The sequence below is a fragment of the Weeksella virosa DSM 16922 genome, from assembly GCF_000189415.1.
Taxonomy (GTDB): domain Bacteria; phylum Bacteroidota; class Bacteroidia; order Flavobacteriales; family Weeksellaceae; genus Weeksella; species Weeksella virosa.
On the sequence record NC_015144.1, the window covers coordinates 2,155,937 to 2,173,842 of the forward strand.

General features: G+C 35.4%; 16 protein-coding genes. 13 read left to right on the plus strand and 3 right to left on the minus strand.

Going from position 1 to position 17,906, the window contains the following annotated elements:
* Nucleotides 1-5: 5 nt before the first annotated feature.
* Together WEEVI_RS10345 and WEEVI_RS10350 are read left to right on the plus strand one after the other, a co-directional pair.
* On the plus strand, nucleotides 6-758 hold the full coding sequence (locus WEEVI_RS10345) for a 5'-nucleotidase C-terminal domain-containing protein (RefSeq protein WP_013599077.1): 753 nt from the start codon (nucleotides 6-8) through the stop codon (nucleotides 756-758).
* The gene (locus WEEVI_RS10350; RefSeq protein ID WP_013599078.1) at nucleotides 755-1,684 is read left to right on the plus strand and encodes a bifunctional metallophosphatase/5'-nucleotidase; all 930 of its coding nucleotides are present in this window, start codon (nucleotides 755-757) and stop codon (nucleotides 1,682-1,684) included. Before WEEVI_RS10345 ends, WEEVI_RS10350 begins: the two co-directional genes overlap by 4 nt.
* 86 nt (nucleotides 1,685-1,770) lie before the next feature.
* Here the strand turns inward: WEEVI_RS10350 and WEEVI_RS10355 are convergent, their stop codons facing one another.
* Both WEEVI_RS10355 and WEEVI_RS10360 read right to left on the minus strand, forming a co-directional pair.
* The gene (locus WEEVI_RS10355) at nucleotides 1,771-3,129 is read right to left on the minus strand and encodes an acyl-CoA dehydrogenase family protein (protein ID WP_013599079.1); all 1,359 of its coding nucleotides are present in this window, start codon (nucleotides 3,127-3,129) and stop codon (nucleotides 1,771-1,773) included.
* A gap of 70 nt (nucleotides 3,130-3,199) precedes the next feature.
* Nucleotides 3,200-4,156: an NAD-dependent epimerase/dehydratase family protein gene (locus tag WEEVI_RS10360; RefSeq protein WP_041942175.1), complete on the minus strand. Its 957-nt coding sequence runs from the start codon at nucleotides 4,154-4,156 to the stop codon at nucleotides 3,200-3,202.
* Nucleotides 4,157-4,282: 126 nt separating this feature from the next.
* On the opposite strand from WEEVI_RS10360, the gene WEEVI_RS10365 reads away from it, so the two are divergent.
* The 5 genes from WEEVI_RS10365 to WEEVI_RS10385 all read left to right on the plus strand — a co-directional run bounded on the left by WEEVI_RS10365 (nucleotide 4,283) and on the right by WEEVI_RS10385 (nucleotide 11,941).
* Nucleotides 4,283-6,304 (plus strand): M13 family metallopeptidase, encoded by a 2,022-nt coding sequence (locus tag WEEVI_RS10365; protein ID WP_013599081.1) that lies wholly within the window; start codon nucleotides 4,283-4,285, stop codon nucleotides 6,302-6,304.
* Nucleotides 6,305-6,358: 54 nt separating this feature from the next.
* On the plus strand, nucleotides 6,359-6,643 hold the full coding sequence (locus WEEVI_RS10370) for a rhodanese-like domain-containing protein (protein WP_013599082.1): 285 nt from the start codon (nucleotides 6,359-6,361) through the stop codon (nucleotides 6,641-6,643).
* A gap of 170 nt (nucleotides 6,644-6,813) precedes the next feature.
* On the plus strand, nucleotides 6,814-8,823 hold the full coding sequence (locus tag WEEVI_RS10375) for a M13 family metallopeptidase (RefSeq protein WP_013599083.1): 2,010 nt from the start codon (nucleotides 6,814-6,816) through the stop codon (nucleotides 8,821-8,823).
* 393 nt (nucleotides 8,824-9,216) lie between these two features.
* Nucleotides 9,217-10,191, plus strand: a complete 975-nt coding sequence (locus WEEVI_RS10380; protein WP_013599084.1) for a ribonucleotide-diphosphate reductase subunit beta — start codon at nucleotides 9,217-9,219, stop codon at nucleotides 10,189-10,191.
* 61 nt (nucleotides 10,192-10,252) lie between these two features.
* On the plus strand, nucleotides 10,253-11,941 hold the full coding sequence (locus WEEVI_RS10385) for a ribonucleoside-diphosphate reductase subunit alpha (RefSeq protein WP_013599085.1): 1,689 nt from the start codon (nucleotides 10,253-10,255) through the stop codon (nucleotides 11,939-11,941).
* 140 nt (nucleotides 11,942-12,081) lie between these two features.
* On the opposite strand, the gene WEEVI_RS10390 is transcribed toward WEEVI_RS10385, so the two are convergent.
* Nucleotides 12,082-12,663: a MiaE family protein gene (locus tag WEEVI_RS10390; protein WP_013599086.1), complete on the minus strand. Its 582-nt coding sequence runs from the start codon at nucleotides 12,661-12,663 to the stop codon at nucleotides 12,082-12,084.
* 191 nt (nucleotides 12,664-12,854) lie between these two features.
* On the opposite strand from WEEVI_RS10390, the gene menA reads away from it, so the two are divergent.
* The 6 genes from menA (at nucleotide 12,855) to WEEVI_RS10420 (ending at nucleotide 17,789) form a co-directional block, all read left to right on the plus strand.
* On the plus strand, nucleotides 12,855-13,775 hold the full coding sequence (gene menA / locus WEEVI_RS10395; RefSeq protein WP_013599087.1) for a 1,4-dihydroxy-2-naphthoate octaprenyltransferase: 921 nt from the start codon (nucleotides 12,855-12,857) through the stop codon (nucleotides 13,773-13,775).
* Nucleotides 13,776-13,820: 45 nt separating this feature from the next.
* Nucleotides 13,821-14,501, plus strand: coding sequence for a metal-dependent hydrolase (locus tag WEEVI_RS10400; protein ID WP_041942370.1), 681 nt, complete (start codon nucleotides 13,821-13,823; stop codon nucleotides 14,499-14,501).
* A gap of 74 nt (nucleotides 14,502-14,575) precedes the next feature.
* Entirely contained in the window at nucleotides 14,576-15,628 is a 1,053-nt protein-coding gene (locus WEEVI_RS10405; RefSeq protein ID WP_013599089.1) for an o-succinylbenzoate synthase, read from the plus strand.
* A complete protein-coding gene (locus tag WEEVI_RS10410; protein WP_013599090.1) occupies nucleotides 15,615-16,232 on the plus strand; it encodes a DUF1684 domain-containing protein in 618 nt (205 codons plus the stop codon). Before WEEVI_RS10405 ends, WEEVI_RS10410 begins: the two co-directional genes overlap by 14 nt.
* A complete protein-coding gene (locus tag WEEVI_RS10415; RefSeq protein WP_013599091.1) occupies nucleotides 16,229-17,248 on the plus strand; it encodes an AMP-binding protein in 1,020 nt (339 codons plus the stop codon). Before WEEVI_RS10410 ends, WEEVI_RS10415 begins: the two co-directional genes overlap by 4 nt.
* A gap of 13 nt (nucleotides 17,249-17,261) precedes the next feature.
* Nucleotides 17,262-17,789: a PaaI family thioesterase gene (locus WEEVI_RS10420; protein ID WP_013599092.1), complete on the plus strand. Its 528-nt coding sequence runs from the start codon at nucleotides 17,262-17,264 to the stop codon at nucleotides 17,787-17,789.
* Nucleotides 17,790-17,906 lie beyond the last annotated feature (117 nt).

Sequence of the window (17,906 nt, forward strand, 5' to 3'; positions counted from 1 at the left end):
TAAGCATGATAGTAACTATTAAAAAACTGAAATTTCTTGGTTTGTTTGGTTTGATGACCCTCACTGTTTCTTGCACCACTCAAACATTGCATCAAGAAAAGTTTGATTTTCTAGCTAATACACCAATAGACTCAGCGCTAGAAGAGGATTCTGAAATGGTCTCTTTTATTCTACCGTATAAACAAAAACTCGACACAGAGATGAATCGTGTGATTACCTACACGCCAGTTGATCTTACCAAAGATGGGTTTTATTGTACCTTGTGTAACCTTACGGCCGATATGACGTTGGAGTATATCAACCTGCACTTTATTAACGAGCCAAAACTGCAAGCTGATGCGGTAGTCCTTAATTATGGTGGGTTGAGAAGGAGCTTCAACAAAGGTCCTTTGACCGTAGGAAATGTGTACGAATTGATGCCATTTGAGAACGAATTGATGTTGTTAACACTTACCGGACAGTCGGTCAGAGAAATGATGGATTACCTGAGAACTTTTAGCGTTGGGCATCCAGTCGCAAACATTTCCATAAAATCTGCAAATGATTATACAATAGACGGTAAACCAATATCCGACCAAAAAACATACCGCATTGCAACGACCGATTATTTATACAATGGTGGTGATCGAATGTTCTTTTTTGCCAAAGCAATCGACGCCAAAGTACTCAACATAAAACTACGCGATTTACTGATGGTAGAGTTTCAAAAGACAGACACACTACAAGTAGACACCAAACAAAGAATATTTGCCAAATGAAAAGAAGAGATTTTATCCTACAAACTGCCGCTGCTACTGCTTTTACTTTAGTGCCTTCAGTAGATTTATTTGCTAATGAGCCAAATGTAAAGAAAATTACAATTTTACATACGAATGACCAACACTCGAGAATAGAGCCTTTCGAGGAATCGAAAGATCCGAAATACTCGAATAAAGGTGGTTTTGCACGTCGGGCAACTTTGCTGCACCAAATCAGAAAACAAGAGAAAAATGTTCTTTTATTAGATGCAGGTGATGTTTTTCAGGGCACACCATATTTTAATATGTTTGGTGGTGAATTAGAGTTCAGACTAATGTCGAAAATGGGCTATGATGCAGGGACAATTGGTAATCATGAGTTTGATAATCACTTAGAAGGTTTAAAAAAGCAACTTCCCTATGCTAATTTTGATATTCTCAATGCCAACTACGATTTTACCAATACGATTTTAGAAGGGCTTATAAAACCCTACAAAATTATTATAAAAGATGGTGTGAAAATAGGAATTTTCGGGCTAGGAGTTGGACTCAAAGGGCTTGTCGATCCTCGCGCTTATGCAGAGACCGTCTATCTAGACCCAATAGAAATTACGCAAGACATGACCCGGATTTTACGCGAGGAACAAAAATGTGATTTGGTAATTTGTCTTTCTCATTTAGGGTACGAATATCAAAGCAATCAGGTAAGTGATGTAGTCTTGGCAAAAGCGACCAAAGATATAGATCTGATAATCGGAGGGCATACACATACATTCTTACCAGAGCCTCAGGTTTTTATAAATTCTGCAGGAAAAAATGTTTTGGTTAATCAAGTTGGGTGGTCTGGATTGTTTTTAGGTAGGATAGATTTTTTCATTCAAAAAGGAAAAGTAAAACAAATCGCAACTTATCCGATTGGTCATTACGAAATCAATCAATACGTATAAGATTTCCATCCTAATAAAAAAATAATAAAAGCAGTCATTAAATAGTATAACTGCTTTTATTTTTTTATATATAGAATATCAAAACCTTACGCAAAAGCACTGAATCCAGTAATTGAACGTCCGACAATCAACGAGTTAATCTCTTTGGTCCCTTCGTACGAGTAAATTGCCTCTGCATCGGCCACAAAACGAGCCACATTGTGATCGAGTAAAATTCCGTTTCCGCCCATCACTTCGCGAGCATGAGCTACGATATCTCGAGTTCTAAGTGTACAAAAAACTTTTGCTAGAGACGCATGTTCGTCTTTTAATTTTCCTTCATCTTGAATTTTAGATAAGCGATAAACCATCGTTTGCATTGCCGTAAGATTCGATAACATCTCGACCAAATGCCCTTGAATCAACTGAAAAGAAGCAATTGGTTTACCAAACTGTTCTCTTTTTCGAGTATAATCCAACGCGTTTTCATAAGCGCCTCGAGCACATCCTGTAGCCATCCAAGCAACGCCAGCACGCGTCATTCGCAACACATTTGCAGTATCTTTAAAAGTATTGGCTTTTTCTAACTTATCGGTGTCTGGAACTAAACAGTTATTCAAGGTAATCTGTCCGTTTTGTACTATCCGAAGTGCCATTTTACCTTTAATTTTTTCTACCGAAATACCTGGATTATCTTTTTCTACCAAAAATCCTTTTACTTGATCGTCGGCAATATCACGCGCCCATATAATGAAGACGTCTGCAAAAGGAGCATTCCCAATCCATTTTTTTTCACCGTTGAGAAGCCAGCCATTTTCAGTTTTTTCACAAGTGGTAGTTAAGCCACCTGCTGCTCCTGAGTCAACTTCGGGTTCAGTAAGACCAAACGCTCCAATTTTTTTGAGTTGTTGTAGTTCTGGTAACCATTTATTTTTTTGTTCATCCGATCCACAAAGATAAATAGATCCCATAACCAAACCAGATTGTACACCGAAAAAGGTAGCAATAGAAGCGTCTATTCTTGCCATTTCATGAGCGATTACACCCTCCATGAGAAACGGAAGGTTAGGACAACCATAGCCTTCGTAGGTAACTCCACAAATATTAAGTTCTTGAAAAATAGGAATAATTTCGAAAGGGAATTCGTCTCGCAACCAATAATCATTGACCAAAGGCTGAATTTTTGTTTCCATTACTTCTCGAACTTTTTGTTGTATTACACGCAATTCTGGAGGTAATTCGTGGTACACATCATAAAAATCGCCATCAATCGGAGGAAGTTCTTTTTTCTTGCGAGTAGGATCGATCATTTTTTCCAAAGCTTTCATTTTATTTTTGTCGAGATTCGACAAAGCTTTTAGCATTTTAGGAAGATCGACTTGTTGAGAGATTATATTAACTTGTTCAATATCAATTGTAGAAGCTAACTGATAAAGACCTTTTAACTTTGAAATGAAATTTGCCATATTTTTTGTGTTTTGATATACAGAAAACTGCAAAGAACATTCCGAAAGTTAAAAGGATGAAATTCATCTATTATCGAATATTTAATTTTATTCTTAGATGTTGCAACATCGTTTCGGTCATTCGATCAAGATCATATTTGGGTTGATATTGCCAATCTTTTCTAGCAACTTCATCATCAATACTCGAAGGCCACGAATCGGCAATCGCTTGTCGAAAATCAGGTTCGTAATCGATCGTGAAATCGGGCAAATGTTTTCTAATTTCTGCGGCAAGTTCTTCAGGCTCAAAACTCAATCCACCTAAATTATAAGAAGTGCGAATACTTAGATGCTCTGCAGGCGCATTCATCAATTGGATGATTGCTTCTATGGCGTCATCCATGTATAGCATAGGCAAATAAGTTCCTTTATTCAAGAAAGATGTATAATGATTATTTTCTAGTGCTTTATAGAAAATATCCACTGCATAATCGGTTGTACCACCACCTGCCAAGGTTTTCCAGCTGATAAGGCCCGGGAAACGAACACTTCTTACATCAACACCAAATTTATCGTGGTAATAATTACACCAATACTCTCCCGATAATTTAGAAATGCCATACACGGTAGAAGGCGTATGAACAGTATTTTGTGGCGTATTATCTTTTGGAGTATCCGGACCAAAGACCCCAATAGATGAAGGCCAAAATAGCTGCTTAATCTTTTTCTCTTTTGCCAATTCTAGAAAAGTTAACAAAGAATCCATATTCAGTTTCCATGCAAAAAGAGGATTTTTTTCGGCAGTTCCGGATAACAAGGCGGCCAGATGGTAAACAATTTTCACCTCGTACTTTTCTACGATTTGGTAGATGCGTTCGGAATCTAGAACATCCAACTCTTCATATATAAAATCTTGCTCAATCGAAGGTTTGGGTTGAATGTCGGTAACAATTACCTTTTCTTTACCATAGATAGAAATTAATTTTTCTGCTAATTCAGAACCAATTTGCCCTAAAGCTCCGGTAATGAGAACTGTGTCATTTTGCATGATGAATAAAATAATTTGTTTGCGCACCAAATATAGTACTTTATATAAATATTTTTCTAGTCAAAATCACTAAGTTTGTAACATATAAGCTAGTAAACACAACTTATATTAGCGAAAATTTTTATTATGAAGAAACAACTAATGGCGGCAAGTTTTGCTTGCGCCTCTATAATTGGCATGGCGCAAGAAGCGCATCAAGCAATTCGTTTAGATTATATGGATAAATCGGTTCGTCCGCAAGATGATTTCTATAATTATGTGAATGGAAATTGGATGAAAACAACACAAATCCCTGCCGACAAGAGTCGTTGGGGTAGTTTTGATGAGTTGCGTGAAAATACAGACAAAGTGAGTCTGAATCTATTACACGAACTTTTAAAATCTAAACATGCCAAAGGCAGTAGTGAACAAAAAATTGCTGATTTATACAATGCATATACCAATTTTAATGTACGTAATAAAGTTGGCTTAGCTCCATTGCAATCTTATTTTAAAAAAATAGACGATATAAAAAATCTAGATGATTTACAGAATTATTTATTAGAAGTCACTCCGATAGGAGAAAATCCATTTTATGGAGTTTATGTGTACGCAGATCTAAAAAACAGCCATCAAAATACAGTTTATATGGGTGATGTAAACTTGGGTTTAGGTAAGACCTATTACCAAAAAGAAGATGCTAAAAATACCGAAACACTCGAAAAATATGCACAATTTATAGATCAATTAATGCCATTTACTGGTAAAAAAATCATTAATCATACAGGGTCAAAAATTGTAACTTTCGAGAAAATGATTTCTCAATATATAAAAACTGTAGAAGAAGATCGTGACCCCAACAAATCATACAATCCAGTGAAATTGAGTGAGATAAAAAAACTCACAAAAAATATCGATTTCGAAAAATACGTAACATCACTAGGGATTAATCCTGAAATAGTTGTGATTGGGGAATTGGATTATTATAAAAATTTAGACAAAATCCTTAACAAAGAAAATCTTCCGATTATCAAAGATTATCTAAAATTTCATTTGATGAATTCCTTTGCGGGGTATACCACAACCGAATTGGATGAAATTAATTTCAATTTCTATGGTAAAACTCTTTCTGGTCAAAAAGAACAACGCGCCATAGAGAAAAGAGGCTTATCGTATGTAAATGGTACCACTGGAGAATTACTAGGTCAAATTTATGTAAAAGATAATTTCCCGCCAGAAGCAAAAGAGAAAGCAGAAGAGATGATTTCTTATCTTTTCAAATCATTCGACATGCACATCAAAAATTTAGACTGGATGTCGCCTACAACGAAAGAAAAAGCTTTAGAAAAATTAAATAAATTCACGGTAAAAATTGGCTATCCAGACAAATGGAGAGATTACTCAGAACTCAATATTACCTCTTTAGAAGATGGAGGAAGTTTAATCCAAGCCAATATGGCTGTTAGCGAATGGGCATTTAAGCAAAATTTAAAAGACTTCGGTAAACCTGTAGATAAATCTCGCTGGGGAATGTCACCCCAAACTGTGAATGCTTATTTCAATCCGGTAAACAATGAGATTGTTTTTCCTGCTGCAATTTTACAACCACCTTTCTATGATTATAAAGCAGACCCTGCCGTAAATTTTGGAGGAATTGGAGCCGTTATCGGTCACGAAATTTCACATGGTTTTGATGATTCAGGAGCTAAATTTGATGGTGATGGAAACTTAGTAAATTGGTGGACCGAAGAAGATGAGGCAAAATTTGCAAAAGCAACCGAAAAATTGGCTAAGCAATATGATAAATACGAGCCCGTAAAAGGAGTTTTTGTAAACGGAGTATTTACATCTGGTGAAAATATAGGAGACTTAGGAGGTGCTTCGGTAGCGTATGATGCACTCATGCTGTATCTAAAAGATAAAGGAACATTGCCAAAAATAGACGGATATACCCAACAACAACGCTTTTTCTTATCTTGGGCAACAATATGGCGTACCAAAACTACCGAAGAAGCCTTAATCAATCAGGTAAAAACCGATCCACACTCACCGGCATACTTCCGTGCGTTTGGTCCACTGGTAAATATAGATGCTTTTTATGAAGCATTCAATGTAAAAAAAGGAGATAAATTATACCTTCCTAAAGAAGATCGTGTTTATATTTGGTAAATTATGTTTAGAAAAATAATTAATTGGTATAAAGAACGAAAGAAAATTATAAAAATGACAACAACAGAAGCAATTAAAAATCCAAATGCCACGCTTATCGATGTCCGAGAACCATATGAGTTAGAGACAGACGGAGTAATTGATGGAGCAATCAATATTCCGTTAGGAGAAGTTCCACAGAAACTAGAGGAGATAAAAGAAATGCCAAAACCACTAGTTTTCTTTTGCCGTAGTGGAAATCGTTCTGCGACAGCTGCACAATTTATGCAAGAAAATGGAGTGGAAGATGTTTACAATGGAGGAGGAGCCGATGAAGTAAATGAAATCCTGAAGGCGTAAGATCGCTTCCAGATAACCGATAAAAAACTCTACCCAAAAGGTAGAGTTTTTTTGTTTATATTAGCAAAAATAGATTCTATTTAGGAGATGAAAAATCAACTAGAATTAGTTTCCATTATTGATAGAAAAGTATAATAATTTCAAAATCATATATCAAAAAAAAGAAAGCTATGAAAAAACAGCTCATGTTAGGAGGTGCCTTATTCACGGCGCTTACAGCAACTGCGCAAGAAATAAACCAATTTATTCGGATGGATTATATGGACACTTCAGTTCGTCCGCAAGATGATTTCTATAATTACGTGAACGGAAATTGGATGAAAAAAGCCGAAATTCCGGCCGACCGTAGTCGTTGGGGAAGTTTTGATGAATTGCGCGAGTCAACCGACAAAGTTACGCTGCAATTGTTGAAAGATTTAGACGGAAAAAAACATCTACAAGGCTCTGACGAACAAAAAATCACCGATCTTTATCATAGTTATATCGACTTAGAGACAAGAAATAAAGTAGGATTACAGCCGATTGCACCCTATCTCGAGCAAATAAATAATCTAAAATCAATCGCAGAACTAGAAGCATATCTCACCAAAGTTACACCACTTGGCCTCAATCCTTTTTATAGTTTTTATGCTTCTGCTGACATGAAAAACTCTACTATCAATGCGGTTTATTTAGGAGGAGGTAGTCTAGGATTGGGAAGAACTTATTATCAAGTAGAAGATGAAAGAAACAAAGAAACCTTAGATCATTACATTAATTACATCAACCAACTTTATCCGTACAGTGGTTCTAAAACAAAAGACCTGAAAGGTCCACGCGTTTTAGCTTTTGAGAAACAAATTGCGAAAAACCTGAAAACGGTTGTTGAAGCTCGTGACCCCGACAAACGCTACAATGTCTATAAAACTAAAGACTTAAAAAAATTAGTAAAAGTCGTTGACTTAGAGAAATTTATGAAAACTTACGGAGTCAATGTTGATGAAGTTATTATTTCTGAGGTTAAATATTTCGAAGGTCTAAATCAATTGTTGACTCAAGAAAACCTAGGCGACATTAAAGCATATCTAACCTTCCAATTATTGGATCGTTTCTCATCACTATCAACCACAGAGTTAGACAAACTTAACTTCTCTTTTTATGGTCAAAAGTTGGCCGGACAAAAAGAACAACGTGCATTAGACAAACGAGGCTTAGCTTATGTAAACAATAATGTCGGTGAATTATTAGGGAAAATTTACGTAAAAGACAATTTTCCGGCTGAAGCCAAAGCCAACGCAGAGGAAATGATTTCGTATCTATTTAAGTCGTTCGACATGCATATCAAAAACTTAGCATGGATGTCTCCTGTAACGAAAGAAAAAGCATTAGAAAAATTAAATAAATTCACGGTAAAAATTGGTTATCCAGACAAATGGAGAGATTATTCTGGATTGAAAATTACAGGAAAAAGCCTGATAGAAAACGCCTTAATTATCCGCCAATGGTCTTTCCAAGAAAATCTTAAAGATGTAGGCCAACCGGTAGATAAATCTCGCTGGGGAATGTCTCCACAAACAGTAAATGCCTATTTCCGTCCATCTGCGAATGAAATCGTCTTCCCGGCTGCCATTTTACAATCTCCTTTTTATAATTACAAAGCAGATCCTGCCGTAAACTTCGGAGGAATTGGAGCAGTTATCGGTCACGAAATTTCTCATGGGTTTGATGATTCGGGTGCCAAATACAATGGCGATGGAAATCTAGAGAACTGGTGGACACCGCAAGATAAAGAAAAATTCAAAGCAGCATCAGCAGCTTTGGCAGCACAGTACGACAAATACGAACCAGTAAAAGGAACCTTTGTGAACGGTCAATTTACATTAGGTGAAAATATTGGCGATTTGGGCGGTGCTGCTGTAGCTTATGATGCACTCATGATGTATCTGAAAGACAAAGGAACATTGCCAAAAATTGATGGTTTTACACAACAACAACGTTTTTTCTTGTCTTGGGCTACAATTTGGCGTACCAAAACAACCGATGAAGCTGTAATAAATCAAGTAAAAACCGATCCACATTCGCCAGGATATTTTCGCGCGTTTGGACCACTAGTAAACATTGATGCGTTTTATGATGCATTCGATATAAAAAAAGGTGATAAACTATATGTACCCAAAAAAGACCGCATTGTAATCTGGTAATATTTGTAGAACACTTCATGTTTGAATTGAATTTTGGTAGGATAAAATACTTTATTCTACCAAAATTTTTGTATATTATAGAAAGTTTTTTGTCGTTTTTTATGAAAAGTATAAGCAAAAATTTTTTATAATCATATTTCGTATATTTGTAGAATCGAGCTAAACAATTATTTGTAGTCATTTGTTTATCAGACAGTTGATAACTTGTTGATAATGTTCGAAACATTTAATACAAAGCATTCGTCTGAATTAAAATACTTGTCCTAACTTTGGAAAAATAGTAGAAAAAAACAGCGAATAATCTTAAAGATTTTAGTACGAGTAGGTTGTTCTTTTTTTGGACACAATGCACACTCAAATACACATGATTTAAACAACAATAAACAATTAAAAATGTCAATATTTGATAAAAGAATAAATTATAAGCCTTTCGAATATCCAGAGATTTTAACTTTTACTGAAGCTATCAATAAAGCTTTTTGGGTTCATAGCGAAGTAGATTTTACTGCCGACACTCAAGATTTTCATTCTCATCTGAACTTAGCAGAAAGAACTGCGATTAAACATAGTTTATTAGCAATTGCTCAAATAGAAGTTGCTGTAAAAACGTTTTGGGGAGATATATATGATCATTTTCCAAAACCAGAGTTCAATGGTTTAGGAGCTACTTTTGCAGAATGTGAGTTCCGTCATTCAGAAGCATATTCACGTTTGTTAGAAGTCTTGGGGTATAACGACGATTTCCAAACCTTGTTAGATATTCCAGTGATAAAAGGGCGCGTTGACTATTTATCGAATGCACTAAAAGATGCTAAATCATCGGATAGAAAATCATATGTGATTTCGTTAATTTTGTTTAGTATCCTTATCGAAAATGTATCCTTATTCAGCCAATTTGCGATTATTTTATCGTTTACTCGTTTCAAGGGATACATGAAAAATGTGTCGAACATTATTGCCTGGACGTCGGTTGATGAGCAAATTCATGCCAATGCAGGAATTTATATCGTTAATAAGATAAAAGAGGAATTCCCTGATTTCTTTTCAGAAGAAACCATACAAGAAATCAAGAATGTCGTTACCCATTCGATCGAAGTAGAATCACAAATTTTAGATTGGATTTTCGAGCAAGGTGAAATCGAAACGATTAAGAAAAAAGACTTGCTAAATTTCATGAAATATCGTGTAGACGAAAGTATGTTGAAAATAGGTTTTGGTAAAATTTACAATATAACTGCAGAGCAATATCAGCCAATGGTTTGGTTCGAAGAAGAAGTTTTTGCCAATAGTTTAGACGATTTCTTTGCAAAAAGACCAGTAGATTACACAAAACACGATAAGAGTATCACGGGAGACGATTTATTTTAGAACAAGTACATATATATTAACTTAAGAACAAAAGATAACGCATAATAACATCGCAAATACAATGGAGAATATATCACTCACCCCATCAGACCATACCGAAGAAACACCAAAGCTTTGGTGGAAGAATTCAGAATCAGAACAGATCCTTAATCGAGGGTATCTTCTAAAAGGAGAAACCGTCGAAGGTGCCATTGACCGTATTACCGCAGCAGCAGCAAGAAGATTGTATAAGCCAGAAATGCAAGAATCTTTTAAGGAAATGATCGAGCGTGGATGGATGAGTTTGAGTTCCCCAATTTGGGCCAATATGGGGACCGAACGTGGTTTGCCGATTTCGTGTTTCAATGTACATATCCCCGATAGCATAGAAGGAATTACCCATAAATTAGGCGAAGTAATTATGCAAACCAAAATCGGTGGCGGAACCTCAGGTTACTTTGGTGAGCTACGCGAGCGAGGATCGGCAGTTACCGATAATGGAAAGAGTAGTGGAGCAGTAAGCTTTATGAAGCTTTTCGATACGGCGATGGACACCATTTCTCAAGGGGGAGTTCGCCGTGGAGCTTTTGCGGCTTATTTGGATATTGATCATTCGGATATTGAAGAGTTCTTGAAAATAAAATCTATCGGAAATCCGATTCAGAATTTATTTTATGGAGTTTGTGTACCCGATTATTGGATGCAAGAAATGATCGATGGCGATGTAGAAAAACGCAACATTTGGGCAAAAGTTTTAGAATCGAGACAAGAAAAAGGTTTACCATACATTTTCTTTTCAGACAACGTAAATAAAAATAAACCACAAGTGTACAAAGACCTCAATATGAGAATAAATGCGAGTAATCTTTGTTCAGAAATTATGTTGCCTTCTTCACGCGATGAATCGTTTATTTGTTGTTTATCTTCGATGAATTTGGAATTGTATGATGAATGGAAAGATACTGAGGCGGTTCGGTTGGCAATTTTCTTTTTAGACGCTGTGCTACAAGAATTTATAGAAAAAACAGAAGGAAACTATTACCTAACTGCTGCAAATCGTTTCGCAAAAAGACATCGCGCATTAGGATTAGGTGTTTTAGGGTGGCACTCTTACCTTCAGAAAAACATGATTCCTTTCGAAGGGATGGAAGCAAAGTTAAGAACAACAGAAATCTTTAAACATATCCAATCTAAAGCAGACAAAGCATCGGAAGAATTAGCACGTATCTATGGAGAACCAGAACTATTAAAAGGTTACGGAAGAAGAAATACAACCACCTTGGCAATTGCTCCAACGACTTCATCTTCGGCAATTCTAGGGCAAACCTCTCCAGGGATCGAGCCATTTTCATCCAACTACTACAAAGCTGGTTTATCGAAAGGCAACTTCATGCGAAAAAATAAATACCTGAAAAAATTACTAGAAGAAAAAGGTATGGATAATGAAGATGTTTGGCGTGGAATCATGTTGAATGGAGGTTCTGTGCAACATATTGCCGAATTGACAGAGAATGAGAAAGCTGTTTTCAAAACCTTTAAAGAAATCTCTCAATTAGAAATTGTTCAACAGGCAGCAATTCGTCAGAAGTTTGTGGATCAATCTCAGTCATTGAATCTAAATATCCCTGCAAATTTACCTGTAAAAGAAGTAAACCGCTTAATGATAGAAGCTTGGCAACTAGGCGTGAAAACTTTATACTACCAACGCTCTCAGTCGGTTGCTAAAGAATTAGTGTCGAATTTGGTAAGCTGTGCTTCTTGTGAAGCCTAATAGATAAAATACTCAAAAAAAAAGCTCTATAAAATTTATTATAGAGCTTTTTTTTTGAGAAATTTTCAGACATGAAAATAATCACCTTTCAAAACCAGCATCAAAAGTATTCAGTCGATCCTTCGGTAATTTTGCTAATCTTAACCGTGAATGGCTTCTTTTTTTCCGTACGATTGAATTAACTCTCCCTCAAACTCCAACCATTCTTTCCAACGTTTGTCTACATCAACATCTATCGTGTATTGTTTGGCGAAATTCAAGAAAGTTGTATAATGATTTGCTTCAGAAACCATCAAATCATAATAGAACTTTTTCAGTTCTTCATCTTTTATATTCTGAGAAAGCACTCGGAAACGCTCGCAACTTCTAGCTTCTATCATTGCTGCAAATAGTAAACGATCTATAAACGCCTGATTACGTGAGCCATCTTTTTTCATGAACTTGAATAGCTGATTCACATAATCATCCGCACGCTCTCTACCGAGCGTATAACCCCGTTTTTTGATGATGTCAACCACCATCTTGAAGTGTTCCATTTCTTCAATCGCTATCGCCGCCAGTTCGTGCACCAAATCTTCGTGCTCAGAATTATTGGTTATCAGCGTAATGGCATTAGAGGCAGCTTTTTGCTCGCACCAAGCATGGTCGGTTAATATTTCTTCCAAATTAGATTCAGCGATATTGGCCCATCGCGGATCGGTCAATAATTTTAATCCTAACATTTTATTCTATTTATTCTTACAAAGTTAAGCATAATCTTTTCATTAATCCATTGACATAGCCCAAACAGAAGCTTTATTATTTGGTAGGATGAAATGTATAGCTTGCTTATAGACAATTCTTGTATTGATCAGCTCAAAAACTATCCGACGAAATTATTCTACAACTTAGAATAATCGTTATCTTTGCCGCTATGAAAAAATGGATTCACGCTGCACGTTTACGAACCTTGCCGCTTTCTCTAAGTGGATTAATTTTAGCTGGTTTTATCGCTAAATTCAAAGGTGTTTATCAAACAAATATATTTTTCTTATCTCTTTTCACCGCTTTTTGCTTTCAGGTTTTATCCAATTATGCCAACGATTACGGCGATGCTGCTCGCGGTACCGACACTCATCGGATAGGAGAAAAAAGAGTTGTAGCCTCTGGAGAAGTGACCCCTAAGCAAATGAAATTGGCGATTCTGATCATGTCGATTGTTTCTCTTTTTTCTGTATTGGCCTTGTTGTACATTGCTTTTGTACCACTGCATTGGAATTATTTTATCCTTTTTCTAGGACTAGGAATTGCCAGCATTTTAGCTGCAATGCTATACACTATGGGGAAAAAACCCTACGGTTATATAGGTTTGGGGGATGTTTTTGTTTTTATATTTTTCGGATTAGTCGCAGTGCTTGGTGGAGAATTTTTGTATTCGAAAACTTTTCAATGGATCAATATTCTACCTGCTGCAGCAATTGGTTTTTGGAGTGTGGCTGTTCTCAACATGAACAATATGCGCGATGTAGAAAACGATGTGCGCAACAATAAAATTACGATTGCTTCTAAACTCGGCATAAGGAAAGCAAAAATTTACCAAATCATATTAATGAATATTCCATTTTTCTTAGCTTTGGCATATGTACTTCAGGTGAAACCTGGGAAATTGAGTGGAATTGTTTTTATGATTGTTTTCTTTATGGCTACCCAAATCAGAAGAAAAATAATGACTGTAGAAGACCCTAAAGATTTTGATAATTTCCTAAAACCAATTGCTATGATGGCACTAATCTTTTCTTTATTATTAGGCTATGGCCTAATTGGATTCGATTTTATAGATGCTCTAACACGCTAAAATCGTTTGAAAATTGTATATTTGGTAGGAACAAATAACAAAATAATGAAAATTACTTTTTTAGGTCACGCATGTTTATTAATCGAAACTAAAGATCAACGTATAGTAGTCGACCCGTTTATTACACCAAATGAATTGGCTAAAAAAATTGATCTACAAACCTTGAAGCCAAATTTCATTGTACTCACACACGCCCATGGAGATCACGTGTATGATGCCGAACAATTGGCAAAAGAAAACGATTCTACTATTGTATCAAATGCAGAAATTGCAAGTTATTACGGAGCAAAAGGTTTGCGTTCACATGGATTAAATACAGGAGGTTGTTATGAATTTCCATTTGGAAAATTGCACGCAACCATTGCATTCCATTCGAGTTCTTTTGATGATGGATCGAACGGAGGAAATCCTAATGGTTATGTAGTAGAAAGCGAAGGAAAAAGACTTTATATTGCAGGCGACACAGCACTGACCTATGAAATGAAATTGATCCCAGAAACACTAGGTAAAGTAGATTTAGCTATTCTACCAATAGGCGGTAATTTCACAATGGATTATCATCAGGCCACAAAAGCTGCAGAATTTGTACAAGTAGATCGAGTACTTGGGTATCATTACGATACGTTTCCTCCAATCAAAATTAATCATGAAGATGCAAAAAAAGCATTCGTTGACTGTAACAAAGAATTAATTCTTCTAGAAATTGGCGAATCTATCACGATTTGATTTTTATCACATAGAATGAAAATGCTCGGCAATCGAGCATTTTTTCTTTTATAGAACATCCGTATATTTGAGATATGAAAGTATCTTATACACCATATGTCTTACAGTTTAAACGTCCGGGTGGGACTTCTCGAGGCGTTTTAACTGAAAAATTAACCTATATCCTCAAGGCAGAAGAAAACAACCAGGTATTTTTGGGAGAATGCGGACTTTTTAAAGGTTTAAGTGCGGATGATGTTCCAGAGTATGAAACAAAACTACAATGGGCTTGTAATCATTTCGACAAAGGTTTGACTTTTCTTTGGAAAGAATTGCGGGCTTTTCCTTCTATACAATTTGGTTTAGAACAGCTATTTCAATCCATTAGAATGAACCTAGACAACCCTGATTATACCGACCCGTATAACCCAGACTTGTACGAATCGGCTTTTAAAAATGGTGAAAAAGGAATCCCGATCAATGGACTTATTTGGATGGGCGATATCGATTTTATGAAAAAACAAATCGAAGAAAAATTAGCACAAGGTTTTCATTGTTTGAAATTGAAAATTGGCGTAAACTGGAAGGAGGAATATAAAATACTGAAAGAATTACGTGAAAAATATCCTGCCAATAAATTAGAACTTCGGGTAGATGCCAATGGAGGTTTTAGTTTTGAAGAAGCCAAAACAGTTTTGCGTCAACTGAAAGAATTATCCATTCATTCGATAGAACAACCAATCAAAAAAGGGCAAATCCAAGAAATGAAGACCCTTTGTGTTGAATCTCCAACCCCAATAGCCCTGGACGAAGAATTGATTGGCGTTTTTCATCTAGATGATAAATATGCACTTTTACAAGAAATTCGGCCACAATATATTATCCTAAAACCAAGTTTGGTTGGTGGTGTTCGAGGATCGTTAGAGTGGATAGATTGTTGCGATGCTTTGGGCATTGGTTTTTGGATCACTTCTGCACTAGAAAGCAATATTGGCCTCAATGCAATTGCTCAATGGACTGCAATATTGTATCCAGAAATGCCTCAGGGTTTGGGCACAGGAGGCTTATTTAGCAATAATTTCAGTTCTAGATTGCAAGTAGAAAAAGATCAGTTGTATCGAAAAAAAATACAAAATGAAAATAATTAAACCACTGATAATTATTATATTATCTTTATTTTCTTGTAGTATAAGTTCAACCCAAAAAGCTTCCTATGAAAAGACAATAACTGATTATCAAGCCGAACTCAATGCATATTATTTCAACTCTATAAAACCACTAAAAAGAAGTGAAAATATAAAATTTTCAGGAATCGATTTTTTTCCTATACAGGAAAAGTATCGGGTAAAGGCTAATTTCATTTATACACCCAATGGAGAAATTGTTAAATTTCCCACTTCTGATAAAAAAACACAAACATATAAAAAGTACGGAATAGTAAATTTCCAGATTGATAAGCAAGCATTATCGCTTACCTTATATCAATTCTATCCAGTAAATAATAAAAATAAACACTCGCTTTTTTTGCCCTTTACAGATGAAACTTCGGGTGATACCACGTACGGAGGCGGTCGATATTTAAACATCAATAGTAAAGAAATAAACAAAGAAACCAACACAATTTTTATTGATTTCAATAAAGCTTATAACCCACTTTGTGCATACAGCACAAATTTCAGTTGTCCCATACCACCTGCTGATAATTTCTTACCAATTGAGATTAATGCTGGCGCAAATTACTCGATACTATGATGATTTTAGATTTTAGTTTGTCGAATTTTAATTATAAGAAACTCCAGGCTGCTACAGTTTTCGAACAAGAAATTCTTAATTTTTTAGAGAATTGGTACAACGATGATAAAAAAGTAGAAGTACAGACATCTGGCTCAACAGGAATTCCTAAGAAAATGATGTTGACCAAAAGCAACATGAAAAAAAGTGCAGAACTTACAGGTAAATATCTTTCTCTAGAAAAAGGAAATACCGCACTTTTGGCAATGCCAGTAAATTATATTGCAGGTAAAATGATGCTTGTTCGGGCAATTGTTTTAGGTTTGAAATTGATATGCTCCACGCCACGTTCGGTTTTTCTATGGGAGGATTTTCAACAACTGAATCTGCCGAATGATACGATAGATTTTGTAGCATTAACGCCTATGCAAGTAGAAAAATCAATCGATTTTGTATCCCATTGTCGTTGTTTGATAATAGGCGGAGCACCTCTCAATCAACATACTAAGGATAAATTGTACAAATTTCGAAATAGAATTTTCGAGACCTATGCCATGACCGAAACCATTACACATATTGCCTTTAAACAGCTAAGAAATGAACAATATCCTAATCAGAAAAATAGTTTCGAGGTTTTTGATGAAATAGAAATCAGCCAAGATGCCCGTTCTTGTTTACAAATAAAAACACCTTACTATGATGAAATTCTCACTACAAACGACGTAGTAGAAATACTATCTGGAAAAGAATTTATTTGGATAGGGCGCGCCGATAATATTATCAATTCTGGAGGAATAAAGTTGTATCCAGAAAAAATCGAAGAAAAATTAAAACCTTATCTTCAACGTGCATTTTATGTAAGCAGCAAAAGAGATGATCTTTTGGGTGAAAAATTAATCTTGATGATAGAAGGAGACCCATTTGATTTTCAGTTGGATGATATTGATTTCAATCAATTCGAAAAGCCAAAAGAAATAATATTTCAACCTCAATTTGATCGCACTGAATCGGGTAAAATCAAACGAAGAAAACTCTAAAAAGTTAAAAAGCATGTCATTTTATCAAGAACTAGCCAATTTGCTAGAAAAAAGCCCAAACAAGCATAAGTATCTAAAACTTTTCTTCAATATTTCACCAATGTATCGTCGCTCTTGTGGGCGTTTAATCGAAATTTCGAAGGATATGCATTACATAAAAGGAAAAATCATTTTCTCGTATAAGAACATGAATTATATGGGCACTATGTTTGGCGGGAGTATGTTGTCGGCAACCGACCCAATTTATATGGTTCAATTGACACAGATTTTAGGTAAAAAATATGTAGTATGGGACAAATCGGTAAAAGCCAAATTCAAAAGACCAATCAAAAAAACAGTTTGGGTAGAATATATTTTTACAGAAAATGAAATTAAGAACATCAAAAAAATAATTGAAGAAGAAGATGAAATAACAATCACTAAGCAACTGAAAATTAAAGATATAGAAGGTAATGTGTATGCAGAATTAGAAAAAGAACTTTATGTAAGCACTCTAGCTTTTTACAAAGAAAAGCTCCGATTACGTGAATCAAATAAATAACACTCCTAATATTTTTTTATACAATTATCATAAAGATTATATAAAAATTTTATTCGCTTAACCCTTTCATCACGAAATCTATAGGAATTAATGTATATTAGCCATCATCAAAACAAA